The sequence below is a fragment of the Congregibacter brevis genome, from assembly GCF_045689245.1.
Lineage (GTDB): Bacteria > Pseudomonadota > Gammaproteobacteria > Pseudomonadales > Halieaceae > Congregibacter > Congregibacter brevis.
On sequence record NZ_CP136865.1, the window covers coordinates 2,336,491 to 2,363,006 of the forward strand.

The 26,516-nt window shown below is 54.6% G+C and carries 19 protein-coding genes and 1 tRNA gene; 11 read left to right on the forward strand and 9 right to left on the reverse strand.

From position 1 onward, the window contains the following. The first annotated feature begins 37 nt into the window (after positions 1 to 37). Positions 38 to 2,887, forward strand: coding sequence for a hypothetical protein (locus tag R0137_RS10265; RefSeq protein ID WP_407326333.1), 2,850 nt, complete (start codon positions 38 to 40; stop codon positions 2,885 to 2,887). Positions 2,888 to 3,062: 175 nt separating this feature from the next. On the opposite strand, the gene R0137_RS10270 is transcribed toward R0137_RS10265, so the two are convergent. Beyond that, on the reverse strand, positions 3,063 to 4,340 hold the full coding sequence (locus R0137_RS10270) for a cytochrome P450 (protein WP_407326334.1): 1,278 nt from the start codon (positions 4,338 to 4,340) through the stop codon (positions 3,063 to 3,065). A gap of 205 nt (positions 4,341 to 4,545) precedes the next feature. Here R0137_RS10270 and pgi point away from each other — a divergent pair, with 205 nt between their 5' ends. The 7 genes from pgi (at position 4,546) to R0137_RS10305 (ending at position 12,406) form a co-directional block, all read left to right on the forward strand. Beyond that, on the forward strand, positions 4,546 to 6,198 hold the full coding sequence (gene pgi, locus R0137_RS10275) for a glucose-6-phosphate isomerase (protein WP_407326335.1): 1,653 nt from the start codon (positions 4,546 to 4,548) through the stop codon (positions 6,196 to 6,198). A 151-nt stretch (positions 6,199 to 6,349) separates the two neighbouring features. Continuing rightward, positions 6,350 to 8,194 (forward strand): propionyl-CoA synthetase, encoded by a 1,845-nt coding sequence (locus tag R0137_RS10280; protein ID WP_407326336.1) that lies wholly within the window; start codon positions 6,350 to 6,352, stop codon positions 8,192 to 8,194. Positions 8,195 to 8,383: 189 nt separating this feature from the next. Further along, a complete protein-coding gene (locus R0137_RS10285) occupies positions 8,384 to 8,749 on the forward strand; it encodes a hypothetical protein (protein WP_407326337.1) in 366 nt (121 codons plus the stop codon). 226 nt (positions 8,750 to 8,975) lie between these two features. Continuing rightward, entirely contained in the window at positions 8,976 to 9,518 is a 543-nt protein-coding gene (locus R0137_RS10290; RefSeq protein ID WP_407326338.1) for a DUF3833 domain-containing protein, read from the forward strand. Then, positions 9,518 to 9,955, forward strand: coding sequence for a DUF3429 domain-containing protein (locus tag R0137_RS10295; protein ID WP_407326339.1), 438 nt, complete (start codon positions 9,518 to 9,520; stop codon positions 9,953 to 9,955). Before R0137_RS10290 ends, R0137_RS10295 begins: the two co-directional genes overlap by 1 nt. Before the next feature lie 79 nt (positions 9,956 to 10,034). Further along, complete coding sequence (locus tag R0137_RS10300; RefSeq protein WP_407326340.1) at positions 10,035 to 11,318, forward strand: acetyl-CoA hydrolase/transferase family protein; 1,284 nt, start codon at positions 10,035 to 10,037, stop codon at positions 11,316 to 11,318. 86 nt (positions 11,319 to 11,404) lie between these two features. Next, entirely contained in the window at positions 11,405 to 12,406 is a 1,002-nt protein-coding gene (locus R0137_RS10305; protein WP_407326341.1) for an NAD(P)-dependent alcohol dehydrogenase, read from the forward strand. 170 nt (positions 12,407 to 12,576) lie between these two features. Here R0137_RS10305 and R0137_RS10310 read toward each other — a convergent pair whose 3' ends face one another. Continuing rightward, the gene (locus R0137_RS10310) at positions 12,577 to 13,698 is read right to left on the reverse strand and encodes a PilT/PilU family type 4a pilus ATPase (RefSeq protein ID WP_407326342.1); all 1,122 of its coding nucleotides are present in this window, start codon (positions 13,696 to 13,698) and stop codon (positions 12,577 to 12,579) included. A 114-nt stretch (positions 13,699 to 13,812) separates the two neighbouring features. Here R0137_RS10310 and R0137_RS10315 point away from each other — a divergent pair. Together R0137_RS10315 and R0137_RS10320 are read left to right on the forward strand one after the other, a co-directional pair. Continuing rightward, positions 13,813 to 13,889: transfer RNA gene (locus R0137_RS10315), tRNA-Arg, on the forward strand. Between the two features lie 53 nt (positions 13,890 to 13,942). Next, a complete protein-coding gene (locus R0137_RS10320) occupies positions 13,943 to 15,208 on the forward strand; it encodes an amidohydrolase family protein (RefSeq protein WP_407326343.1) in 1,266 nt (421 codons plus the stop codon). A 27-nt stretch (positions 15,209 to 15,235) separates the two neighbouring features. Here R0137_RS10320 and R0137_RS10325 read toward each other — a convergent pair whose 3' ends face one another. The 6 genes from R0137_RS10325 to R0137_RS10350 all read right to left on the reverse strand — a co-directional run bounded on the left by R0137_RS10325 (position 15,236) and on the right by R0137_RS10350 (position 24,587). Beyond that, the gene (locus tag R0137_RS10325) at positions 15,236 to 17,590 is read right to left on the reverse strand and encodes a chlorophyllase/cutinase-like alpha/beta fold protein (protein WP_407326344.1); all 2,355 of its coding nucleotides are present in this window, start codon (positions 17,588 to 17,590) and stop codon (positions 15,236 to 15,238) included. 1 nt (position 17,591) lies between these two features. Beyond that, positions 17,592 to 18,716, reverse strand: a complete 1,125-nt coding sequence (locus R0137_RS10330; RefSeq protein ID WP_407326345.1) for a hypothetical protein — start codon at positions 18,714 to 18,716, stop codon at positions 17,592 to 17,594. After that, positions 18,713 to 20,137, reverse strand: a complete 1,425-nt coding sequence (locus tag R0137_RS10335; RefSeq protein ID WP_407326346.1) for a hypothetical protein — start codon at positions 20,135 to 20,137, stop codon at positions 18,713 to 18,715. The genes R0137_RS10330 and R0137_RS10335 overlap by 4 nt, the downstream gene beginning before the upstream one ends. Beyond that, the gene (locus R0137_RS10340) at positions 20,121 to 21,455 is read right to left on the reverse strand and encodes a DUF1552 domain-containing protein (protein ID WP_407326347.1); all 1,335 of its coding nucleotides are present in this window, start codon (positions 21,453 to 21,455) and stop codon (positions 20,121 to 20,123) included. Before R0137_RS10340 ends, R0137_RS10335 begins: the two co-directional genes overlap by 17 nt. Beyond that, on the reverse strand, positions 21,452 to 23,074 hold the full coding sequence (locus tag R0137_RS10345; protein ID WP_407326348.1) for a DUF1592 domain-containing protein: 1,623 nt from the start codon (positions 23,072 to 23,074) through the stop codon (positions 21,452 to 21,454). Before R0137_RS10345 ends, R0137_RS10340 begins: the two co-directional genes overlap by 4 nt. A gap of 226 nt (positions 23,075 to 23,300) precedes the next feature. Next, positions 23,301 to 24,587 (reverse strand): c-type cytochrome, encoded by a 1,287-nt coding sequence (locus tag R0137_RS10350; protein ID WP_407326349.1) that lies wholly within the window; start codon positions 24,585 to 24,587, stop codon positions 23,301 to 23,303. Positions 24,588 to 24,893: 306 nt separating this feature from the next. On the opposite strand from R0137_RS10350, the gene R0137_RS10355 reads away from it, so the two are divergent. Beyond that, on the forward strand, positions 24,894 to 25,790 hold the full coding sequence (locus R0137_RS10355; RefSeq protein ID WP_407326350.1) for a creatininase family protein: 897 nt from the start codon (positions 24,894 to 24,896) through the stop codon (positions 25,788 to 25,790). 21 nt (positions 25,791 to 25,811) lie between these two features. Here R0137_RS10355 and R0137_RS10360 read toward each other — a convergent pair whose 3' ends face one another. Then, positions 25,812 to 26,510 carry an aspartate/glutamate racemase family protein gene (locus R0137_RS10360; protein WP_407326351.1) on the reverse strand — a complete coding sequence of 233 codons (699 nt, stop codon included), beginning with the start codon at positions 26,508 to 26,510 and terminating at the stop codon, positions 25,812 to 25,814. Positions 26,511 to 26,516: the final 6 nt, after the last annotated feature.

Here is a 26,516-nt window from a genome sequence, read left to right on the forward strand (position 1 = left end):
CACTTGGGTTGACAACGTTTCACTAGGGAGTGAAGTGATGAACAAGCAGTTTGTATTGGCTCTAGTTGCGTCCGTAGGCCTTGTGGGCCTTAGCGGATGCAGTGAGGGCGATAGCGCGACGATCATAATCGAGGCGCCTGAGACTGGTAACGGTGGCGGTAACGGCGGAGGCAATGGTGGTGGCAACGGCGGCGGAAACGGCGGTACCGATCCCACAGCCTGCCCCGAGGGCACTGAAGAAGTCTCCGCGGGCACGTGTCTACTTAGCGGTACTTACACGAGCGACCTTACCCTTGCGGCGGGTAACGTTTACCAGTTGGATGGTCGGGTGAACATCGGCAACGGTAATTGCTTACTGTCCAGTGCTACGACCTGCGACAATGGCGATCCGTTAGTCAATGCGACACTGACTATCGAGCCCGGCGTTAGCGTTCGTGGTCTGCCTTCTGACGATCCTCTCAGCGCGGCGGTGCTCCACATCACGCGCGGAAGTATGATCAATGCGGTGGGTACAGCTGCGGCACCTATCATCTTTTCCTCAGTGGATCCCGATTTCACGACTCCCGGCGAGTGGGGCGGTTTGCAAATCTCTGGTTTCGCCCCGCATAACGCCTGCGACACTGATCCTTGTAACGTAGACGGAGAGGGTGAAGCTGGGTTTATCGGCGGTGATAACCCGGCCGATAACAGCGGTGCACTTCGTTATGTCGTTCTTGCTGAGAACGGTGTTGCGATCAACTCCGATGGTGACGAGATCAATGGACTGAGTTTGAACGCTGTCGGCTCTGGTACAGAGTTTGATTTCATCCAGATTCATGAGACGTCTGATGACGGTGTGGAGTTTTATGGCGGCACAGCCAACATAAAGCACCTTGTGGTGTCTAACGCCAACGATGACTCTATCGATTGGGATGAAGGTTTCCAGGGCAACCTGCAGTACGTGCTCGTTAAGCAGCACGGCGACGGTAGCGGAGAAGCCTTTGAGATGGATACAGAAGGTTCACTGGAATGGCTCTCCAAGCCTACCGTTGTTAACACGACTGTTATTGCCGATAAGCAAGCTGATGATTCTCCGTTTATAACGCGATTTAAGGACAGCACCGGTGGTTTTTTCCACAACATGGTAATGACCGTTTCCGGTGATGCAACGGGTACGTTCGAAACCTGCGCGCAGATCGAAGACGGTGCAGAAGCCAATATCAATATGTCTTTGGTGTTTAACAACTGGATTCAGGATTGCTCCAACATCTCCGGCGCGGGCGGCACACTGTCAAATGAACCATCGGTGGATAACGACTCTGTAGTTATCGCTGCTGCGGCACTTGACGATATTCTGGCTTCTCAGGCTGCTGCTGCTTCAGGCATTACGGCTATCGACTGGGATGCCATAGGCGCCTCCTTCGATCTCCCCAGCACTGCCGCTGGAGATCCTCAAGACTTCGACGCAAGCTTCTTTGAGCCGACTACCTACATGGGCGCGGTAAATCCTGACGGTTCTGACCCATGGTGGGCTGGCTGGACGCTGGACTTTGGTGCAGGCAATGCGATCCCACCTGTTGTAGAGGGTTGCCCTGAAGGCACTGAAGAAGTTGAGTCGGGAGTATGCCGTCTCAATGGTACCTACTTAAGCGATCTGACCCTGACAGCCGGTAATGTGTACCAGCTGGATGGTCGCGTGAATATCGGTAACGGTAACTGCTTGCTCACGGACGCGACCACCTGTCAGGGTGGTGCTTCTCTGGTAAACGCAACGTTGACGATCGCACCCGGTGTTTCAATAGTTGGCTTACCCTCGGATGATCCACTATCTGCATCGGTGCTGCATATCACCCGCGGAAGCGACATTAACGCCGTAGGTACGGCGGTGGCGCCCATTGTCTTCTCTTCCGCTGATGATGATATCGTCGGTCCCGGTGAATGGGGTGGTGTACAGATCAGCGGATTTGCTCCGCACAACGCCTGTGACGCCACACCTTGTAACGTGGACGGTGAGGGCGAAGCAGGCTTTATTGGTGGTGCCGATGCTGCGGATGACAGCGGCGTGATGCGCTACGTGATTCTCGCAGAAAACGGCGTTGCCATTAACTCTGACGGTGATGAGATTAATGCACTGAGCCTGAACGCAGTAGGTTCTGGTACCGAGTTCGACTTCATCCAAATCTACGAGACAACCGATGACGGTGTTGAATTCTATGGCGGTACCGCCAACATGAAGCACCTCATTGTGTCTAACGCTAACGACGATTCTGTTGACTGGGACGAGGGTTTCCAAGGCAATCTGCAGTACGTGCTTGTTAAGCAGCATGGCCAGGGTAGCGGTGAAGCATTCGAGATGGATACAGAAGGTTCCCTCGCATGGTTGTCCAAGCCAACGGTTGTGAACACCACTGTGATCGCAGATAAGCAAGCGGACGATTCGCCCTTCATCATGCGATTCAAAGACACCACCGGTGGCTTCTTCCACAACATGGTGATTACGGTCGCTAGCGATGCAACGGGCACATTCGATACCTGCGCACAGATCGAGGATGGTGCAGAGACCAACATCAACACTGCACTAGTGTTCAACAACTGGGTCCAGGATTGTGCAAATGAATCCGGTGCCGGTGGAACACTTTCAAACGAACCAAGTGTTGGTAACAGCTCGGTAGTTGTAGAGGCAGCGGCTCTGGATGACATCCTGTCATCTCAGGCAGCGGCGGCCTCTGGTCTGACACCCATCGACTGGGATGCTATTGGCGGATCTTTCGCTCTGCCAAGTGTGTCGGGTGGCGATCCTCAGGACTTTGATGCGGACTTTTTCGACCCAACTGATTACAGCGGTGCGGTGAACCCTGACGGTTCCGATCCCTGGTGGGCTGGTTGGACAGTTGAAGGTTCACTCTAAACACTTTGTGCACTGAGTGATTGGGCGGCCTTCGGGCCGCCCTTTTTTTGCCTCGCGTTTAAGTTGATAGCTGAATGCCAGTGGTATCAAAGCTCATATTCTGCCCCGGTGAGCGCAAAGCAAAAAAAACCGCGAACCCTGTGAGTTCGCGGTCTTGGTGTTTAAGCCCTAAGGATTAAGCGGTTTTGGGATGTAAGATTACGTTGAGGTTTCTGTAGCCCTTCACGAAGACCGATAAAGTGCGGTCGGGTTCGCCCACAACTTCAACACGGTCGAAGCGCGCCAGTATTTCTTCCCAGAGCGTGTGAAGCTGCATCTCTGCCAGACGGTTGCCCATACACCGGTGTATGCCAAAACCAAAAGACAGGTGCTTGCGAAGGTTTTCTCGATGAATATCGTAATCGTTGGGGTTATCGAAGAAACGCTCGTCACGGTTACCCGAGACGTACCACATCACAACCTTGTCGCCTTTGTGAATTGTCTGGCCACCCAGTTCGGTATCCTCCAGCGCTGTGCGGCGCATATGGGCTAGCGGCGTTTGCCAGCGGATGGTCTCCGAAACCATGTCAGGAATTAGACTCGGGTCAGCCTTTAATTCAGCAAACTGCTCAGGATGTCGGTCGAGGCAAAGGACGCTGGAACTCATAGTGCTTCGCGTAGTGTCGTTGCCTCCAACAATAAGCAAGAGCAGGTTGCCGAGATACTCCATGGGCTCCATATCTTTAGTGGCTTCACCGTGCACAAGGCGAGAAATGAAGTCATTTGATGGGGGCTCTTTTGCACGCTCATTCCAAAGGCCAATAAAGAACTCAAGACAGCCAAGCATTTCCTTCTTCCACTCATCCTCGGTCTCAACCATGCCTTGACCGGGTAATGTTGTGGTCATGTCGGACCACCAGGTGAGTTTGCTACGCTCTTCGTAAGGGAAGTCAAACAGCGTTGCGAGCATGCGCGTGGTGAGCTCGATAGACACGCGCTCTACCCAGTTGAAGGGTTCGCCAACGGGTAGGTTGTCCAGTACGTCCTGAGTACGTTCTCGAATGATTGGTTCGAAGTAGCGCAGGGCATCTGCGCCGACCGTGGGGCTTACCGTCTTGCGTTGTACATCGTGCTTGGGACGATCCATCGCGATGAACATCGGTAACTGAAAGTCGTCATCCTGATCTCGAATCGTAATCGCTGGCTCCGACGAGAAAATCTTGTGGGAGGTGTCGACGGTCATAATGTCTTCGTAGCGGGTTATCGACCAGTAGGGTCCAAACTCACTCTCGGCGCAGAAGTGCACGGGAGCTTCGTCGCGAAGACGCTTGAACCACGGCCAATGCACATCCGCCTCAAAAAGATACGGGTTGGAAACATCCAGCTTATCGAGGGGCACGGAGTAGGGATCTACATTGACCTGCTCGGGATCGTGCTCGGGTATCTTTGGGCTTGTGGGTGCCGGTGCGTTCATTATGACGTCTCGTTGTTTTTAGTGATGGCTCCGATTGTAAGCAAAGTATCGCCGAACGGCCATGCCCATTAATGACGCCTGGAGAACGATTTTTGCGGCAGGTTTTTGCGTAGGTAAGCGTAAAATTTGGCGTTCATTACGGTTTGCGTGGTTCTATGGGTTTACTATTGCTTGAATCAGTGCATTGACCTCGGACGGATAGACGATGACAGCGGAAGATAACGGCAGACTAGTCTGGGATGCTTTGAGGGAAGAGCAGGAGCGCCTTGGGGATGTGTCTATTCTCGCGCTCTTTGCTGATGACAGCGAAAGAGCAGAGGATTTCTCTCTGGATGCCGCGGGTCTGCATCTCGATTACTCCAAGAACCATGTGTCAAAAGATGCCTTACAGCTGTTGCTGCAGCTCGGCAAGTGTTGTGATCTTCCAGCAAGGATTGAAGGTTTGTTTGCCGGCGAACGCATCAATACCACCGAGGACCGCGCTGTCTTGCATACGGCGCTGCGCGACCGCTCAGGTCAGTCGGTATGGGTAGATGGTGTTGACGCTTGCCTAGCAGCGAGCGCAGAGCGGGATCGCATGCTGTCCTTTGTGGATGAGGTTCACAGTGGTAGGCGCCTGGGTGCTACAGGTAAGCCGCTTACAACGGTCGTCAATATTGGTATTGGGGGCTCAGATCTTGGCCCGGTCATGGTTGTCGAAGCATTGCGTCCCTATTGGATAAAAGGGCGACGCGCTTTCTTTGTCTCCAACGTTGATGGTCAGCATCTGGCTGACACGCTGATGCAACTAGACCCGGAAACGACTTTGTTCATTGTGGCGTCCAAAACCTTCACGACCCAAGAGACTATGACCAACGCGCGCAGCGCAATGAACTGGTTCCTGAACCATGGCGGAGATCAGGAATCCGCGAAGAGTCACTTTGTTGCGTTATCGACTAATGAGACCGCAGTGAGCGCTTTCGGCATCTCAGCTGAGAACACTTTTGGGTTCTGGGATTGGGTGGGAGGACGCTACTCGCTCTGGTCATCTATTGGTCTACCTATTGCCCTTCAAGTAGGTTCGGATCATTTCGTGGAGTTGCTCGACGGTGCATTTGCCATGGACGAGCACTTTCGCTACGCGGATCTCGCCGAAAATATGCCTGCGCTGTTAGCCTTGATAGGGGTTTGGAATCGTAACCTTGAGGGTATCGGAGTTCATGCGGTCCTTCCCTACGACCAGCACTTGCATCGACTTCCAGCCTACTTGCAGCAGGCCGATATGGAGTCCAATGGTAAATCCGTATGCCTCGACGGCCAGTGGACTGCTCTCAAGACGGGGCCGGTGATCTTTGGCGAGGCTGGTACGAATGGACAGCACGCGTTCTATCAGCTTTTGCATCAGGGAACCGAACTGGTGTCCTGTGACTTCATCGGTGCAGTTAACTCCCAGTCGGAGATGGCTGACCATCACCCCAAGTTGCTGGCGAATCTGCTGGCTCAGCCCCGCGCGCTCATGTGCGGGAAGTCGCTGGATGAGGTTCGTGAAGAGCTGTTCAGCGAAGGGCTCAGCGCCGACGCTGTCGAAACCCTGGCACCGCACAAAGTGTTTGAGGGTAATCGGCCTAGCAACACCATACTCATGGATCGTTTAACTCCAGAAAACTTGGGCGCTCTAATCGCACTTTATGAGCACAAGATTTTTGTTCAGGGCGTGATCTGGGGGATTAACTCCTTTGACCAGTGGGGCGTCGAGTTGGGCAAGCAACTCGCCAGCGATATCCTGCCGCGTCTTGTGGACGGTGCTAGCGATGGAGCCACAGTGCTCGATCCGTCTACCGAACAGCTTCTGCAATGGATTCGCAATCGACGAGGCTAGACTTAGAGACATGGCAGAGTCAGGCGCAGGTAGTAGGAAGTAGGTAGTAGGCCAGGCGCTCTGCCAAGCGTGCTTTACTACCATCGTCGAATTGTGAGGCTCACCGCTCAGGGCTAGTCTGCAGAAAGATCACTTGAAGGATTCCAAGCCCATGACAGCAAATGTTGACTGGATGCAGGAAGCACAGAACATTCACTGGTACGAGCCGCCTACGTGTCTCCTGGATGACTCGCGGCCGCCGTTCTATCGCTGGTATCCCGACGGTACCACCAATGCCTGCTACAACGCGCTGGATTTTCACGTTGCAAACGGCAGGGCTGACCAAGCGGCGCTGATCGTCGATAGCCCGGTGACCAATTATCAGCGCACGTACAGTTACGCGCAGTTGTTGGATGCCGTAGCGCATTGTGCGGGAGCTATGGCAGCGAATGGCGTGGGCATGGGTGACCGTGTGCTCATTTACATGCCCATGATTGCCGAGGCGGTCATTGGCATGCTCGCCTGCGCTCGCCTCGGCGCTGTGCACTCCGTCGTGTTTGGAGGCTTCGCGAGCAATGAGTTGGCTGTGCGTATCGATGATGCCGAGCCCTCCCTGATTCTTTCAGCATCTTGCGGTATTGAGCCCAGCCGGGTGATTGCTTATAAGCCGTTGTTGGACGAAGCGATTGATCTTGCCCATCACAAGCCCGACTGCTGCATTATTGTCCAACGTCCCGATGTGGTCGCCGAAATGTTACCCGGGCGAGACATTGCCTGGATTGATGCAATGGCCGATTCCACCGCCCACGATTGCGTTCCTGTGCCGGCCAATCATCCTCTGTACATTCTCTACACGTCGGGGACTACGGGGCAGCCAAAGGGCGTGGTCCGAGACACAGCCGGTGGCATCGTTGCATTGAAGTGGAGCATGCAAAGTATCTACAACGTGGCACCCGGTGAGGTTTTTTGGGCAGCATCGGATGTAGGTTGGGTCGTCGGGCACAGTTATATCGTTTATGGGCCCTTATTCAGTGGTAACACCACGCTTTTATACGAAGGGAAACCTGTGGGTACTCCTGATGCAGGAGCGTACTGGCGCGTGATCGAGCAACACAAAGTCAGTGTGCTCTTTACGGCACCCACCGCCTTTCGAGCCATCCGCAAGGAGGACCCCGAGGCGAGCCTTATGGGTAGCTACGACCTTGAGAGTCTGAGAGCCTTGTTTCTTGCCGGCGAGCGTTGTGACCCGGATACGCTGCATTGGGCAGAGCGGGAGTTAGCGGTGCCGGTCATCGACCACTGGTGGCAGACGGAGACCGGTTGGCCCATTTGTGCGAACTGCCTCGGTATTGAGGCCTTGCCCGTTGTCCCCGGCTCGCCAGCCCGAGCCGTTCCAGGTTATGACGTGACGGTGTTGGATGAACACGGGGAGCCCGTGGAGACCGGTACCATTGGTGCCTTAGTGATTAAGCTGCCGCTACCTCCAGGTACCTTTACCACGCTGTGGAACGCCGAAGAACGCTACGAGCAGGCGTATTTCTCGCGCTTCCCCGGTTATTACGAGACGGGTGATGCCGGCTACATCGATGAGAGCGGTTATGTGTTTGTCATGGCTAGAACCGACGATGTGATTAACGTAGCCGGACATCGACTGTCCACGGGGGCCATGGAAGAGGTGCTGGCAGCGCATCCTGATGTTGCGGAGTGTGCAGTTATTGGCGTGCAGGATGCGCTCAAAGGCCAGCTGCCTCTGGGTCTCATAGTTTTATCTGACGGCGTCGCTCGCAACGAGCTCGATATCCTTGCAGAGGTGATAGCTTCCGTGCGAACAAGTATTGGCCCCGTGGCGGCGTTCAAACAGTGTTACGTCGTCAAACGCCTTCCTAAAACCCGCTCAGGGAAAATCCTCCGGGCGACTATGCGCAGCATTGCCGATGGTCAGGCGTTTAAGGTGCCCGCTACTATTGATGACCCGGTTATTCTTGACGAAATAGCCGCTCTAATCACAAACAGATAATCCCTTTGCGCTGTCTGCGAACGGCGGCGGGAGCCGCTCAGGATCGGGGTGGGCCTGTGCCCTGCGTGGCGGTGGTCCCTGTAGCGGTAGTGGGTGTTTTTACTGTCATATTCTTGTCATTTTTGTGACACATAAGTGTCACATTTCACCGTTATTGTGCCCCCATTCGAATTTATAGAGCTTGCGGCCATGAATCTTCGCAGTGCATTGTTACTTTCTCTAGTGATGGGGGTGTTTAGCCTTCCCACTCAAGCCCTGACGCTGAGCTCTGTGGAGCTTAACGCGGCGGCGCATCTTGGCTGTGTGTTGGCCGATGATGCTCTGGGCTACCTTACTGAAGATCAGTTCAATTCGCGTTTTGACGAAGCCGTGGGTGATTTGTCTGAAGCGCAGGTCGATGTGATTTACGCCAAGGCGCTAGGCTATATAGACGGACTACTTTTTGGTCTTTCGTCGGGTGAGATGGACATTGCGAACAGTCGTTTAGAGAGCTATAGCAACAGTGATGCCTGTGCTTACGGTGTCCAAGCGGTGAGTCGCACAGTCTCTTTATAAATTTTTTCCAGGTCGGTGATCCGACTGTAGCGGGGGCGGCGTAACAAGGGTCTGTAACGGTTATCCGTTACGGCAGACACCATCTCTCCCCCAGATGGATGTATTTGTTTGACCCGGCCTCTTGGCCGGGTTTTTTTTTGCCTCCGCTTTGAGGTTCTCAGGGTTGCATTGATCTCCGGGGCCCCTTTATGCGTAACCGAATCAAGCTATTTAATCGGACCAAGCTATGCCTGCTATTCAGCGGATCGTCATTTTCGCGCTCATTTCTCTTCTCGCTGCTTGCGGAAGCATTTCTGTTGATGATTACGCGGGTACTGAGCCCGAGTTTAAGCCCCAATCTTTCTTTGATGGACCTCTCATCGCCCGCGGTGTACTTAAGGATCGCAGCGGCTTGGTGATCCGTCGATTTAGCGCGGACATCAAGGCTTATTGGACCGATGGTGTTGGCACCCTGGAGGAGGATTTTGTCTTTGATGATGGCGAAGAGAGTCGACGCGTATGGACGCTCACGCCGTCGAATGATGGAGGATTTATAGCGACCGCCGGGGACGTCGTTGGCAAGGGGCGTGCGAGTGTTGCTGGCAACGCGATGTTTCTCGACTACGTGCTTCGTGTGCCCTATGGCGACGGCAGCATTGATCTCAGTATTGATGATCGGATGTATCTCCTGACACCGAATGTGCTCATTAACGAATCCCAAATGCGTAAGTTTGGCTTCCGCGTCGGTGAAATTGTGTTGACGATAGAACGTTTGGCGCCAGCTGCCTGATGTCTATGCGTCTAATGCAGGCTCTCGGGTTAGCAGGATTGTTTCCTTTTGTCGGAGCGGCCCTCGGAGTGATGTTCCTGGACGACCTGCTGCTGGCATTGTCCCAGCGAACCTTTCTGCTCTATTCCACGGCGATACTCTGTTTTCTGGGAGGTACCTTTTGGGGGGAAACGCTCCCTGAACCGACTGTAGGGCAGGGCGCGGCAATTCTCATCAGTAATGGCATTGTTTTGTTTGCAGTGCTGGCAATGCTGACGGCTCAGCCATTAATCGCGGCGGTAATGTTGATGCTCGGTCATTTGGCGCTGCTGTGGTACGAGCGCCAGTTGCCTGATCGTGCGGTCTGGTACACCCGCATGCGCAGCTGGCTGACCTTTGTTGCGGTAATCACCCACTTGATGTTTTGTATAGGATTGACTCTTAGAGCGTCTCCCTGATGATTGGCCGCCTGCATTGCGGAGCGCATATCGCGAAGGCTAGACTCCATGCTTCAGTAGCTCTTCGGTGCCAGGATCCATGAAACTTTGCGACAGCGCATTCGAGGCCGTGAGCGCAATTGGGAGCGGCGAGTTCATCTGGTCACACTCAATGGCCGCTACCCCTGTGCTACTTCTTGATGCGCTGGCTGAGCATGCAGTCTCCCATACCGATATCACCCTTATGCAGCTTCACCTTGAGCACGCAGACAAAGTGACAGCTCCTGAGATGGAGGAGCATCTTCGCCATCGCTGTTTTTTCGCCGGCAAAGAAACGCGTAAGTTGATCAACGAGGGCCGCGCGGACTATGTGCCGATGTTTCTCTCGGAAATACCCAAGCTGTTTCGCAAAGGTGAGCAGCGCGTAGACACCGCTCTTATCCAAGTGTCGCCACCAGATCGCCATGGCAATTGTTCTCTTGGCATTTCCGTGGAAGCGACCAAGGCAGCCTGTGACGTCGCGGGAAAGATTGTCGCGCATATCAATCCTCTGATGCCCCGCACTCACGGAGATAGCTTTGTTAATGTGCGTGACATACACAGCGCTTTTCAGCTGTCTGAACCCCTGATTAACGTGAGCAGCAAAAGCAGCTCCAACATCGAAAACCAGATTGGCGCGCATGTAGCGAGTTTGGTGGAGGATGGTGCGTGCTTACAGATGGGGATTGGCGCGATTCCCGACGCTGCTTTGCGTTGCCTTGGGGATCATCAAAATCTGGGCGTACACACAGAGATGTTCTCTGACGGGGTACTACCTTTGCTGGAGTCCGGCGTCATTAACAACGCTAACAAAAAGATAGCCAAAGGCCGGAGCGTGACGGGCTTTGCCATGGGCAGCGATGAGCTTTATGCCCACGTTCACGACAACCCTGAGGTAACCTTTCTTGACATTGAGTTTGTTAACAATCCGACGGTGATAGCCAAGAACGCGCAGGTGACGTCTATCAACAGCGCCCTGCAGATCGATCTCTCGGGGCAGGTCTGCGCGGACTCTATTGGCCACCAGATTTATTCTGGCGTTGGCGGGCAGGTGGACTTTGTCCTCGGAGCAACCTACTCATTACACGGTAAATCGATTATTGCGCTACCCAGCACGGCGCAAAAAGGCGCCCTGTCGAGGCTGGTGACGACGCTAGCCGCAGGTGCGGGGGTGGTTACGACTCGCGCGCAGGTAGATTATGTGGTGACTGAGTTCGGTGTGGCTCAGCTTCGAGGACGATCGTTAGGACAGCGTGCGAAAGATCTTATTGCTATTGCTCACCCGGATTTTCAGGAGGCTCTGGCTCGTGAGGCTCGGGATACGCTTAAGCTGAAACTCACCTAAGACTGGGCTGCAGGCTGGCGGTCTTAAAGAGTCAAGAAGACTACTAATCGTTCATTTAATTCTTTATCACTTTTAGGAGAGGCTTTATGCAAAACATGTGCGTCGTTAAACCCGGAGGCTTGGACAATTTGAGGGCCAGCGAAACTCAGTCTGCCTCTCCAGCCGCTGGCGAGATACAGGTGCGCGTGCATGCGAGTTCGCTTAATTTTCACGACTATCTGGTTGCAGTGGGCATGCTGCCTGTGGACGACGGACGAATACCCATGTCTGACGGCGCAGGCGAGGTAACAGCGGTGGGAGAGGGCGTTACTGAGTTCTCCGTGGGCGATCGAGTTATGAGTTGCTTCTTTCCTAACTGGGAAGATGGAGGCGCAACAATGGATCGCCTCCTGGGTGTACCCGGAGACCATGTAGACGGCTTTGCCAGCGAATCTGTCACCATGTCATCGAAAACGTTTACCCCCATGCCGAGGCACATGAGCTTTGCTGAGGCGGCGACCTTGCCCTGTGCAGGTCTTACCGCTTGGCGAGCGCTGGTGGAAGAGGCGAGCCTGAAAAGCGGTGAATGGGTGTTGGTTCAGGGTACGGGTGGTGTCAGTATTTTTGCGCTTCAAATCGCCAAATACCTGGGCTGCAAGGTTGTCGCCACGTCTTCCAGCGAGGCGAAGCTCGAGAAGCTTCGGGCGATGGGCGCCGATGAAGTGATTAATTATAAGGAGCAGCCCGAGTGGGGGCGGGTGGCTGCTGAACTCACTGGTGGCGTCAGTTTAGTTGTGGAGGTCGGCGGGCCGGGTACTGTTACTCAGTCCGTCCGAGCGCTGCGGGTTGGTGGGGTGATCAGTATGATCGGTGTGCTTACAGGACTCGCTGGTGACGTGCCGCTTGCCGAGTTTTTCCAACGCAATGCTGTGATGTCAGGAATCACCGTAGGTTCTCGTCAGCATCAAGCCAACATGACAAAGGCCTTCGAAGAGTGGAAGCTACGCCCGGTTCTTGATCGCAGCTTTGAGCTGATAAAACTTGCGGAGGCTTTTCGCTATCAGGAGAGTGGGCAGCACTTTGGCAAGATTGGTGTGGATCTGAGCTAGCGAGTACCCGTAGTTGCGCTGTCGTTGCTCTGTGGTGGCTCTGTAGCTGCTCTGTAGTTGCTCTATAGTTGCTTTATAGACCAGCCTGTCTAACAGGGCACGTCACGCGTGCCCAAAATGCTCTGTGAGCACTCTCTCACCGAGTCTTGTACTCAGTCTCTCGCTCAGCCTTAGCGTCGGTCTATTTCGTCGAGCTCAAGATCCACGTTATCAAAGGCGTCGCCTTTGTTAAGGCGGATGTGCAGAGACACGTTGTTCTTGGAGTCAGAGTACTCCACCGCAGTCTCCGCGGATATGGTGCCTTTTTCATAGAGTTCGATGAGCGCCTGATCAAAGGTGCGCATCTGATACTTGCTGCCTTGCTCGATGGTGCTTCTCAACTCAGTCAGATCCTGCTTGGTAATCAGGTCTTGTACTCTTGGAGTGTTGACAAGTACCTCCATGGCCGCACATTTGCCTCCGTCGATGGTAGGTACAAGTCGCTGAGAGATAATGCCCCGTAGGTTTTGCGCTATACGGATAACTTCGTTGCCCTGATCTTCGGGGGGGAAGAATGTCATCATTCGTTCGAGAGCCGAAACCGCGTTATTCGCGTGGAGAGTAGTGAGACAGAGGTGTCCCGTGTTGGCGAACTTCAATGCGGACTCCATTGTCTCCTCATCCCGGATCTCACCCAGCAGTATCACGTTCGGTGCGGAACGCATGGCGGAACGAATTCCGGTGCTATAGCTGTCTGTATCCACGCCGATTTCCCGTTGAGCGACTACGGAGCGTTTATGGGAATGGAGATATTCGATAGGATCCTCCAGCGTAAGAATGTGTCCCGCGGCATTTGTATTGCGATGATCAATCATCGCGGCCAGTGATGTCGATTTACCGGAACCGGTAGCGCCAACCACAACGACAAGGCCATTTTTCTCCATCACAAGATCGTTCAGAACAGCGGGTAGTCCCAGCTCTTCGACCGTGGGGATTTCGTTGCGGACATAGCGGAAAACCAGAGACGTCTCACCGCGCTGACGGAAAGCGGACCCTCGAAAACGACCAAGGTTTGGAACGCCAAGGCTGAAGTCAACCTCACCGTGCTCTTCGAACTCCATGATCTTTTTGTCCGAGGCGATGGTTCTGAAAATGTGGTCTACCTGCCCAGGCTGCAACTGATCCCCAAGCCAGGCAAAACCAAAAGGGCCCTTGATCAGTATTTTTGCACCCGAGTGGAAGTAGATGTCCTCGCCGTCCTTATTGACCATAAGGGCCAGATAGGGGGCGATCTCGAGATCCATGTCGCTCATCAGTGCTACCTCGTCTTCTACTGTGCAGTCAGTATGGCATTGCTGCCGTGGCGCGAAAAGCGTTCTTTGTCCCCTAGGGTGTCGTGAGACTTTCGGATAAACTTAGCGTCCTTTCCGCCTGTAGCTCAGCAGGATAGAGCAGCCGCCTCCTAAGCGGCAGGTCGCAAGTTCGACTCTTGCCAGGCGGACCAATCGCCCAGGGCCTTGATTGCCATAAGGCCTCGGAATGCAATGAGGCTTTTGCATGAAACCGTTACTCCTCGCTCTTCTGCTTACCCACTGTTTTGCGTTGTCTCTGGCGGCGAGAGCCGAGGTAATCATGCTGAAGCCAGATCGCGTGTTTGACGGCAAAGAGCTTCACGACAACTGGATTGTATTGGTCTCTGACGAGAGAATTCTTTACGCAGGACCCGAAGGTGAAGAGCCCAAAGTCGTCGTTAATGAAACGCGGGTCCTTCAGGATCAGACCTTGCTCCCCGGGCTTATAGAAGGTCACTCACATGTCCTTTTGCACCCGTACAATGAGACGCCCTGGAATGATCAGGTTCTCAAGGAGTCCGAGGCGGAGAGGGTGGTGCGAGCAGTTAATCATGCGCGAGACAGTCTCTTGGCAGGCGTCACCACAATGCGGGATCTGGGGTCTGAGGGAGCGGGCTACGCTGATGTGTCTGTCCGTGATGCTATAAATAAAGGTTTGGTGCCTGGCCCACGACTGATCGTTGCCGGCCGAGCAATTGTGGCTACCGGTAGCTATGGACCAAAAGGGTTTCACGAAGGCGTGACGGTACCTCTCGGAGCTGAGACCGCAGATGGCTTTGATGACTTGATCCGAGTGGTGCGCAGTCAGATCGGTCGTGACATAGACTTCGTCAAAGTCTACGCAGACTACCGCTGGGGTCCCGGTGGCACTGCCGCAGCGACCTTCTCTGTCGAGGAGCTCAAGACCATCGTTGATACGGCACGCAGTAGCGGCCGAGGTGTTGCGGCTCACGCAGCCACCGCGGAAGCGATGCGCCGCGCGGTGCTCGCGGGCGTGGAAACCATCGAGCACGGTGACGGCGCTACCCCAGAGGTATTGCGTCTCATGAAGAAGAACGGCGTAGCGCTATGCCCAACCTTAGCCGCGGGAGATGCCATTTCGCAGTACGGTGGTTGGGTGAAGGGCGTCGACCCAGAGCCTGCGCGAATTAGCCAGAAGCGCGTATCCTTTCAAGCGGCGTTGAAGAGTGGCGTGGATATTTGTTTTGGTGGTGACGTAGGTGTCTACCCTCATGGCGACAACGTTCGCGAACTCGAAATGATGGTCGATTACGGTATGTCGACGGTTGATGCGCTTCGCGCCGCCACTTCGGGTAATGCGGACCTCTTTCATCTCGGTGACACTCTGGGACGGGTTGAACAGGGGTTGCTTGCCGACTTGATCTCGGTTCGTGGTAACCCGCTTAGCAACATTTCTACGCTTCGAGAAGTGACCCTGGTTATGAAGGGGGGCGTTGTTGTCACCCCCTGAGTCTATTCTTGGAGTGTTGGGGTAGGTTTAGGGCTGAGCGTTTAGAGTGCCCTGTGTCGGTTCTGATGCTGAAGCTGCCGTTGGAGGCGCAACTGCGGCGCGGATACGTTGAACGCTGCCGATATCATCAAGAATGAGAATTCCTTCATCACTCTGATCAAAGTCGAAGCGAATGCCGTCGACCTCATCCAGTGAAAGCTCTGGGTACGCGTCCCGGAATGCGTCAAAAGGAATCTCGACATACTGCAGCACGGGCTCCCAAGCCGCGTTGTACTGTTCTTTATTGCGCTTCTTGTTCTTTAGGTATTGCACGCGGACCGGTGGAATCAGCTGTGCGAACTCCGATACTGCCAAGGTCGCCGCTTGTGACCCATTGGAGAGTAAGCTGACGCTGAAGTTGGCTATCGTCGGGACTTTGGAGTCGCCGGATTGAGGAGCATTTTCGTCCGTGCTTGAGTCCGGCAGCTTTTCAGTAGAACCACTGACTGCAAACACCAGTGACCTCTCTTCGCTTGCAAAGCCGTAATCAAGTCCACGGATAGCGTAACTCGCGTCAGCTCGATCCCATCCAATGACAACCGCGTTACTACCCTGCAGTCGTTTGTCCCTATGCCGCAATGCCTCCTCTCGCCACACCGCGAGGTTTTGCCCCACAATACGCCCATCGCTCTGACTCGCAGTGGCTGTATCTATGTCTTCTTCAAAGTCGGCAATGGCCGCAAAGCTTGAATCGGCGTATTGATGGACGAAGGTCCGCTCAGGGAGCCACGTAGCTAGGGATCTCGGATCTTTTAAGTAATCAATGAACCTCTCGTCATGCTGCAGAGAAGATTCCAGAAATGCTGAGATATACACCTTTGCAGCTTCTCGCTGTTCTTCTCCCGGGATGATGGGGGCGGTGTTGAGGGTCCAGGAACCCGGTGCAGAGTAGTCGTAACGTCCCCAGCCGGAATTAAACTGGCCGTGATTGGCGCCGTGAAGATAGACTCCGGCTCTAAAATGATAGTCTGCGTTTGTGTAGCTGATTCGGTTCATCTGGCGCAGTCCGTGGTATGCCGGTTCGTCGCTGTCATAGCTGCCATGGATACTGAAAAAGTCGACGTCGTGCAGCTGCACGCGACGATGATAACGCTGATCTACCTGAGCTATCGCTACCAGCGCTCGAATGTTAAAGCCATAGTCAAAACTGACCGTCGCATCATCGGGAAAGTGGCTGAGTCGATTGAAGCTATGCGCAATTGATACTGCTTCACCTCCACGGGAATGACCCACGAGTGCGAGCTTGTTCATGTCAATCTTGGACTCAAAAGGATGGCCTTGCGTAAGGTTCCAATCGCGCCATAAAGCGAGATGCTCGAGCAGCAGCCAGCCTCGAGCCGCCATCTCTTTACCCTGGAAGTCACCAGACCAGGTGCCATTGATGTAGTTTTGATCAACGGACACCGTTACAAAGCCACGGCTAGCGAGCAGCTCACCGAGATAAGCGTAGCCATCATCGGAGTAGTCCTCCATCCCGTGATTACCGTGCACGATCAGCACAAGAGGGAATGGGCCTTCTCCACCAGGCATCCAAACGCGGCCATTGAGTGGCGCACTTTCGAGACCAAATCCCCAATAATCCTCGCGCATGCGCTTTTTGAACGTGGTCCATTCGGGCAGCAGTTTACGGGCATCCACCGTGCGGCTCTCGATATCTCTTTCGCTGCCAAACTCGGGTCGACGAGGGTTGGTGCCGGCGCCGTAGGTCAACAGGTTTACCGGGTACTTGCCGATTTCTGCAGGGTTTCCCGCCGGATTTAGGGCGCTAAGGCGCTCAGGGCGTGCGCCATCATTTGGGTAGGGGTTGTAACCATCACCCATGAGAGTTCGGATTGTCCCAACGCTCATGAATGTGAAAATCAGGCAGGCCACGACAAGCAAGACTTTGCGGATAGCGGGCAGAGCGGTGAACTGACTTTTCCAAAGTAGCCAAAGTAAGCCCAGGATCAAACCTATGGCTACTGCCAGAATGCCCAATGACGGAACGGAAAAAGCATCTGGTGCGAAGCTTTGACTGGAATTTTGCGCACCCAAAAAGTGTCTGGCGATGCTCCCGGGGTTGTTCTCTTTCAGATACCAAAGCGCGGTGAGAGCGCCTCCAACCAAGCTGAGCGCAGCAATCGGAATACCCTTGAAGGCACCGATGGCGAGGTAGACCAAGATCGCGGCCAGCACCACAGTTCCGATACCAAGCGCGAGGCCAAGTAAAAACTCGACCGTGTTGCCTAGACCCGTATCCATGAGAACGACATTAATGGCGCTCATGATCGTAACGGCAAAGACTACGACGACGGCAAAGACGGGCCAGAAGCCTCCGCTTCGGCGCATGGGTTGTTTTTTCAACTTATTTTGACTCTGTGTCGACAATGAAGACCTGGCGCATCTTCACGTCTAAGGCTGTGGAGATAGAGGTGAGATCGCCGCTTTCGGGGTCTGGATAGGCATCGGCAAACCGTCGAAGAGCTTTGTAGAGAGATATACCTGATATCTGCCCATTACTTAAATGGTGGGTTGAGTCGTTGCGGATGAGTTGGTAGTACCAGGCATCGATATCAGCATAACCCGCGATCAGGCCTGTGGCGCCCTCGGTTGACAACGCCAGTTCGAAACGTAAATCTCGGATAATCTGTATGGAGGGAACGCCTAAATTCATCCAGGGAATAATGACTTCCTTAATGGGGTCAGTACTTAACACACCGTCTTCAATCCGGCCGGTGGTTTGGCGAATCAGGCTTTCGCCCCAGCGTCTATCGATGCGCTGTGAGCCGCCCGGCACCACGTTAAGTCCTGTGGCATCGGTGAGCAAACGATCTCGGCCGCGGTACAAGGTGACGGTTACGGAGTCATCGTTCTTAAGATCGTCTACGCCATCGAGCTCAATCATCATGCGGCTATAGTTTTGATCGAGTATGGCTTTGTTCTGAAATATGTATTCCACGCCGTCGGGGCCACGAAAACCGATGACACAGCCCACGGCTCGGTACACCTGGTTGTCGATGCCGGGTGTTCCATCGGGGTGTGTAAAATCGTCAGAGGACACCGCATCGTCAAGGTTCAGACCCCAGGAGTAGGGGCCTTGCACGGCTTTGAACTCGAATCCGTCAGAGTCGGTGCTAGGCAGCCAGGTTTGGGTCTCCTGACGCAATTGCGTGTCCTCTACCGTCATTGCTGTGTAATCAGGATAGAGCTGCTCAAACTGTTCCCGTGGCCCATCATTAAAACCCTCAGGACATTCTTCCTTGGCGTCATCTGTTTGATACACCGCCCAAAAGAGGTCGGTCATGGCATAACCAATTTTCCCGTCCTGAAGAGGGCTATCGACAACTTGCGCACTGACCGTTGCAGTAAACAGAGCGGCAATCAAAATTGCGGCGCAGATAGCGAGGTGGATCGCGGGGAGCAATGCTCCTTGAACCGTTGTGCGGCCAGCGCTGAAATCTCTGTGGTGCTTCGAGAAGCTAGTGATCACTGTATGCCCTTCATGTAGTCATCCCGGACCCAATGCGCGAGCAAGCCATTGCGCTTCCCGCGCCATTCCCCGGTACCTGCTCCATGGACGTCTCCGGGTGCTTTGTCGCCCGAGTAGGTGTAAACGGGGCGATCTCGATAGGCCCAGACGCGCAATGCCTTAGGGTCGCTTGCGGCGACAAAGCGGCCTGTCTCTGGATTGATATTCACAATGCTCCAGGCGCGGCTAGCACTCGATTCCTCAGCGTTTGCTTTTACGTAGGGCCAGTGCTCTGCACATTGTTTTGCATCGCCACCGCCACAGATTGCAAGTCGATAGACTTGTGTATCGTCGGGATGATCACAGGAGAGCTGGTCCACTGAGTCATCTCCACATTGATAGGTATAGATGGTCTTGCCCTTGGCATCTGCTAGAACCATGCCGGCGAGTGTCTGTTGCAGTGTAAAGCTGGATGGCAAGCTCGGAACACGCTGAGTGAAGACATTGCTCCACCCAGACTCGTCACTGCCCACCAGGCTCCAGGGTTCAGGGTCTTGCGTGTAGGTATACAACGGTGATCCGCGGAAAACCCATTGACGCACGCCTGGTGCGCGCTCCAATACAGTCCATTCACCAAAAGCTCGGGCTAGGGCTGGGGCAAGCACAGGCATCCGTTCCCGGAGGCACTCGTCGATACAGGCAACACTCTCAGCGCTGTCGTCTTTGTATGCATAGACCGCGTAGTTCTGATGCGTAGTGAGCATACGTCCCAAGCTGGTGGTCTTTACAGCAAATCCCGGTGGAAGTCGTGCAGGAGGCCCCGCCGGGACACGACCTGCTGGCGCGTCTCCCTCGCCACTGCCGTCAGCGCGGCGTTTGCGTCGCGATCCTCCATAAGTATCGCCCGCTTGCTTGTCCCGAACGGAGGTGTAGAGCGCCTGCTCTTTGTAGGCCCATTGGCGCGCACCATCCTTCCGAAGGAGGATGCTCCAGTCGCCAACGGGATCTGCGTTGTTGTCGGCTAGGACCGGCGGCCAAAGATCCGTACAACTGGGCCGGGTTTCCAGTTCAGGTAACTGAATGCCCGGTGGGTAGGGGCTCATTAGGCCTGCGGTAACTGTCACCACTTTGCCGTAGCAAGCAGTTTTACCTGCGGCTTCTCCACTGTAGCCATTGCGCAGCTTTAACTGAGGCCAAGTGTAAAGCGTCATGCCTTGCTCGTTCGCGAACACCGGACCCTCTAGCTCCGTGTGCTCCACATGGAATCGAGACGGCATAGGGATCTCGCGATAGGCCTCTCGATGATCACCAGCCTGGTGGGAGTCGTCAGACGCCACTGCGACAGAGCAAAGAGGCGCGGCGGCAATAACAAGGCTGGCAGCTAAGACCTTTATTGAATAACGGTACATGGCTAAGCGCGGTGCTCTAGACAAGGATCTCACCGATAGCCTCGGATGTGGTGTTGCTCTTCGTGCCCCAGCTCTCGATGTCCAGTCCCATAAGCCGCTGTGCCGTGTAGCCGAGACGACATCCGGGACTGCCGCCACCGTCCACGTGCAATCCCGTCTTGATTTTGCCTCCAGCGTTACCAGCAGTGAACATGGGGATGCCGTCAATGGCGTGCATCTTGGCGAAGGACTGATCGGTCGTAGCGTAGATCAATGAGTTGTCCAGTAGAGATCCGTCACCCTCACGGAAGTCAGCCAGAGCTTGCACATAGTAAGCCCATTCTTCCATGGCCCGGCGTGTGTACCAGGATACATTGGGCTGGTAGCGAAGTTTTTCGTCTACCGCTTCCTCGTGAGTTGCTGTGTGATGGGGTTTGTCGTATCCCGGTTTTGTCGTCGCGGAAAAAGCTGACGCGTAAAACATGTTGAAGACCCGCGTTTGATCACAGGCGACAGCCATGAGCATCAGATCCGTCATGATGCGATGCCGCTTGGAAACCAGATCTGCATTTAACCCGCTGGGCAAATCTTCGGGGATTTCGCCGACGACACAGGCCTCAAGAGGTTCGGGCTTGGTAAGTTGCAGATCAAAGCGCCGCTCCAAATCACGAATCCCGGTAAAGTATTGATCGAGCCTTGCGCGATCTTCTGCCCCCAGAGATTGATTCAGCTTTTTTGCATCTTCCTGCACTGATGACAAAGCGCTTTTTCTTATCATCAATCTTGGATCAGGGTTGAAGGTATCGGCGTTGGGGTTTTGAAAATCCGCCCCAAACAGTCGTTGGTAAAATCGTAGCGGTGACCACTCCGGCGCGTTCACCGAATTCCCCGCTTCATAACTGAAACTGTCCCGTACATCGCCGGTAGCGGTTGCGCTAAGGCTTCGAAAACGCGTTTCGTTACCAAGCTTTCTAGCGATGGAAACATCGATAGTCTCTCCGGGTCGGTTAGGACGAGACGTCGGAGCAGTGCCGGAGCGCAATACTACCCAGCCCGAGTGGTGGCAGAGGTTCGGCGCATCGTCTTTAAACACGTCGAAGTTGGTAAACAGATTGATGTGCTGTTGAACCGATGCGAGCGGGGCGATTTCTGGCGGAAGATCGAAGTTAGCGCCGGTTTTTTTGGGTACAAAAACATCCCGGTTCATTCCCAGCCCCCAGGACCAGGTGCCGAAGCGAGTAGGAATGGATTGTCCTGAGGCGAGGGCTTTTCCATTCCCGTCCAGAAACGCGTCTAAAAACGGGAGCGCCACACTGACTGCTGCGCCCTGTAAAGTGCCCCGTAGAAACCGGCGGCGATTCAATCGGCTCATCGATTTGCTTCCTCCTGAGTTTGGACGAGATCTGGGTTCTGTCTGCCTGCTAACAGTCGTGCTGAAGCCTGACTAGCGGAGCCGTCCTCGGCATCGGTTTCTGCGCCACGAGTTTGTTGAAACATGCGAACCGACGAGAACGCATTGCTCATACTCAGGTCGCGCAAAAGCGCCGGGACCCGGTGTTCGTTAGACACAAAGCGTTCTTCAAATTGCTTGAGGATATCTCGATCATAGCGAAGGGACACGGGGCCACCAGTGCCATAGGCGTAGAGACGGTTCACCAGGCAAGCGGAAAGCTTTGGATGGTTGCGCATGGCGACGCCGAGTCCTTCAATGTCATCAAAATAAACTCCGTCGAGTTCACCGCTAATATCCAAAGTGGCGCCGTTCTCTGTATCTCGGTAACCGCCAGCACCATCAAAGTTCTCAAGAGCGAGTCCCATAGGGTCGGTAATAAGATGGCAGCCCGCACAGGAAGGGTTGGTGTTGTGCACTTTAAGACGTTCTCGTGCTGTCGCCACGTCGCCAGCGTCTTCTAGCGTGGAAAAATCCACATTGGGTGGAGGGTCGGGAACGTGCTGACACAGCAAAAGTTCTCGCATGGCTTTGCCACGTAGCGTCGGTGAGCTGCGCACCGCGTGGGAGTTAGCTGCGAGAAAACTCACGTGGGTCAAAAGGCCCGCACGGTGATCCTCTTCATCGAATTCATAGGGCGCCCAACCGCTCTGGGTCGGGATTCCATAAAGTGCCGCCAGGGACATCGACATATAGGTTTTACGCGTGGTGAAGAGGTCGCGGTAATCGGCGTCCTGCAAAAGTAGATGATCAACAATGGTACGCAGGGTCTGTTCTCGGGCGTCTGCCAGCGTTTTTGCCGTGACATTGGGATAGACGATGGGGTCTTTAGCCAGGCTCTCAAAGTCGTCAAAGGCCAGCATGTCGTCGAAAAATGCACGCAGGCCGACTTCAAGTCTAGGGCTTGCCATGAGCCTGTCTACTGCTAGCGCGCGGCCTTCCTCGGTATGCAGATCGCCCGCCTGGGCGGCATCAAGGAGTTCGGCATCGGGGGCGGCGTTCCACAAAAAGAAGCTGAGTCGCGATGCCAGCGAGTAGGCATCCAGGCGCATCGTCTCGGGGTTGTCCGGATCAGGTTCTGCTTTGTCAATGACAAACAGAAATTCAGGACTTATCAGCAGCGTTTCCAAGGCCAGCGCCAAACCTTCGTAAAAATCCCCGGTTTTCTCCGTCGCACGGCGAGCAACCGTAACGAGGTCTGCGAGACGGGTTTCTTCCAGAGGTCGCCTAAAAAGCAACCGGCCCGTTTCCTTGACGAATGTCTCGGCACATTGGTCACTGGCCTTGTCGCGCGCTTCTGGTTCGCAAGGCACGAGGTATTCTCGGTGCTTACCGTCCACAACCTGCGCCGCGATGGTGGTAGCCGCTTGCTGAATCTGTGAAACCTGATCAGAAGTTAGACCGACAAAAGCGGCGCCAGAAGCCAGCAGGCCGTCTGTGCGGGGTAGGGGCGGTAAAGGCGGGATAATACTTTCACTGATATCGCTGCCAAAAATGTGGGAGATACTGTTGCTGTATTGAGCACTCGTAAGCAGCCGCACGCGTAAGTCGGATGCTTCGGTAACTGTCGGGCGGGGGGGCTCGCTGCAAGCGCTCAGGAGTAGGCACGCAGTTGCCGCTGCAAGCAGCGACGCAAAAATCGATCGGTCTCGTCCGAAATCAAACAAGTATTAACCCTCGTACCGGCGGTGCGCTCGATAATAACACCGCTGAATGTTCTGATTCCTCATATTCCTTCAGACGCTGTTTTCCTCGCTATACCCGACGCTACTCCCAGCGCTGGCGAGCGACTTGATCGCCAGACACCGTGTTCGAGTTGTTTTCCCAAGAATGGCGTATGAAGGTAGCAACAGCGGCAATCTCGTCATCATCCAGAATGTACTGGAACTCCTCCATAGGCTCGCGCCACCTCGGGGGCAAATTGGCCTGAGGTGCTTCGGGTCCATAGAGAATCACGTTGATCATTGAGGCCGGGTTCTCTGCCTGAACCACAAGGCTGCCCCGGTTTAACTTCGGAGCCATTTCTGGGTCTCCGTTACCTGTGGGTAAATGGCAGGTGCCGCAATGAAGGTTGTAGATTGTGCGACCTCGACCGAGTACTACGCTATCGGGCTCTGTCACCGGAGAAGATTCTATAGCGGGCAAGCTTTTCAGATACACCGCCATGGATTCGACGTCGCGATCTGACAAGTGCCGGGTACTGTGGAGTATCACTTCGTTCATCGGTCCAAAGGACTCAAGGAAGTCGTTGCGCGCTGTCTTCAAATAGGCATGGAGGTCACCCTTTGACCACGCGCCGAGTCCCCGGGAAGAGGATGTCAGGTTGGGCGCCGACCAAGGCTTGTGAACGTTGGGAGCGACTTTATCCCAGTATTCGCCGCCCGCCATGTGGGCGTTGTCTTTTTCCGCACCCAGCAAGTTACGCGGTGTGTGGCAGGCACTGCAATGGGCCAGGGCCTCCACGAGATAGGCTCCACGATTCCACGCTTCGCTTTGATCGTCGCTAGTCTCAAAGGCGCCGGGCGAGAAGAATAGCTGCTTCCAGACCGCCATCAGGGGTCGTATGTTGTAGGGAAAAGAGAGATCGTTTTCGGTGTTCGTCCGATCGACAGCGGGAATGCTCTGCAAATACGCGTACAGCGCGGCGGCATCATCATTACTTACTTTGGTGAACGCTGTGTACGGGAATACGGGATACAGATGCTCGCCGTTGGCGCGTATGCCGTGACGCATGGAGTTGAGGAAGTCCCAGTCGCTCCAGTTGCCAATGCCGGTATCGACATCCGGCGTGATGTTGGTCGAATAAATCGTTCCAAACGGTGTTTCAAATGGCAGGCCACCGGCCATATATTGACCGTCGCTGGTGGTGTGGCAGCTCGCGCAATTGCCCGCAAGCGCTAGATATTCCCCACGCTTAACAAGCTCGCTCGTATTTAGGGTGCCATCTGCGAGGGCCCCTGAGCCGCTATCGCGCGCGCTGGGGAGTACTAGCAGCACCAAACCCACTACAGGCACGACGAGCAAGAGCAATGTCAGGGTGCGGCGGAATCTCATAGCAATCTCATGGCTGTCTCATGGCTTCCTAGTGGATAAAGAAAATCGTACCAAATTCAGCTGGTTGTAAGAACGAGTGTAAGAGCACGTCAGGACAGCGAAGCACTCGCTGGAGCCACGCCTGTTGCGTGCTTCGCTAATCCCCCATTACCGATGAATGCTCAGACGCTGTCAAGTACCCACGATGCCACTCCGGGTCGCTCGTGCATGGGGGAGGAAAGTGTTTGTGTCTTGCGCATCTGTTTAATACTTTTCCGGTAGCATCAACCCACAACAATTGTACGAGTCATTGATTTGGAGATTCGAATGCGCTGCGCACAGCTCTTCACAGCTATCCTTGCTTCATTTTTTATTGCAATCGCAATTTACCCGGGGGCTTTGTATGCCCAGTCAGTGAGTGATGCCAAGGCTTCCCAAGTTCTGGCTGCCAAGCTCGCGAGTCAAAGGCCAATCGAAGCCAGACAGTCCTATTGGCTGGAAGAGCTGACCTGGATGGAAGTCCGCGACCTCGTCGACTCAGGCCATACGACGGTAATTATCCCCACAGGCGGCGTCGAGGAGAACGGTCCCTTTCTTTCCACAGGGAAGCACAATGTGATTTTGGAGGCAGCCTGTCCTGCAATAGCGAGCCAGCTAGGAAACGCGCTTTGTGCCCCCATCGTTAAGTTTGTGCCCGAGGGTGACATCGATCCACCGACGAGGGCGATGCGGTTCCCCGGCACGATAAGTTTGAGCGATAGCACCTATGAGGCACTCCTAACTGATATAGCGAGCAGTCTGAGGCATTCAGGGTTTACCGACATTGTGATGATCGGGGATAGCGGCGGTAATCAGCGTGGTATGGCAGCGGTCGCAGAAAAACTTAACCAACGGTGGGGGGCATCGCCCACCCGGTTTCACTTTGTGAAGGAGTTTTATAGTCCGGGTTGGGAGGCGACGGAAAACTATACTCGTGAGGTGCTTGGCGTCGACGAGACTCGCAAAGACGGGCACCACGATGATATTTGGGTAACCGCCATGATGATGGTCACTGACCCCGCACAGGTGCGTTTTGAGGAGCGGGTAGCCGCCGATCTGGCATCAATCAACGGGGTGGAGATAACTCCGCTTGAAGATACTGTGGCGCTGGGACAGCAGATGATTGCATTTCGTGCAGAACTCACTTCAGAAGCCATACGCGCAGCCATCGAAGCATCGCGCTAGAAGTCTGCGGAGCGCGACGATTTAGCGAGCGCGACGGACCACTTCTTGTGCCAGTACGTCCGCCGCGTCGTAGACGGGCAGCGACGTTTTAAGCTGTTGTGATACGACCGACAACTCGGTGCAGGCGATGACAAGGCAATCCACGTCGCTAGTCCGAAGGCTGTCGGCACAGTGCTGAAGGGCAGCATAGCCGAGCTGTTCTCCTTCATTAGTTTTTACGGCCAGGATCAACTCCATCAACGCCGATTGATCGCGATCATTGGGATATACGATCTCAATTCCCCTCGCTTGCATCGAGGGTTCGTACAATCGAATGTGTGGTAGCGCAGAAGAAGCCAGTAGGCCAATGCGCGATGCGCTGGGCTGCTCTTGCTCGATGCATTCAGAGACGAGTTCCATGATGTTGAGGAAGGGGACGTCTACCGCGGCGGCCAGATCCGGATAATAGTGGTGTGCTGTGTTGCACGGCATGACCAGGAAATCTGCGCCCTGAGCCGCTAGTTGTTGCGCCATTGAGATCAGTGTTGGCAGAGGGCTCGGTCCGGTTTTTTCAATAAGGGCCTTAATCCGTGAAGGCACCTTGGGATTATTGTCCACAAGCATATGTATGTGGTCACAGTCATCAGACGCGGGAGTGGCCGCTACCACTCTCTGCATAAGATCGACCGTGGCGGCGGGACCCATACCGCCGAGGACGCCAACTACTTTCGCTGATTTCATGGGGTC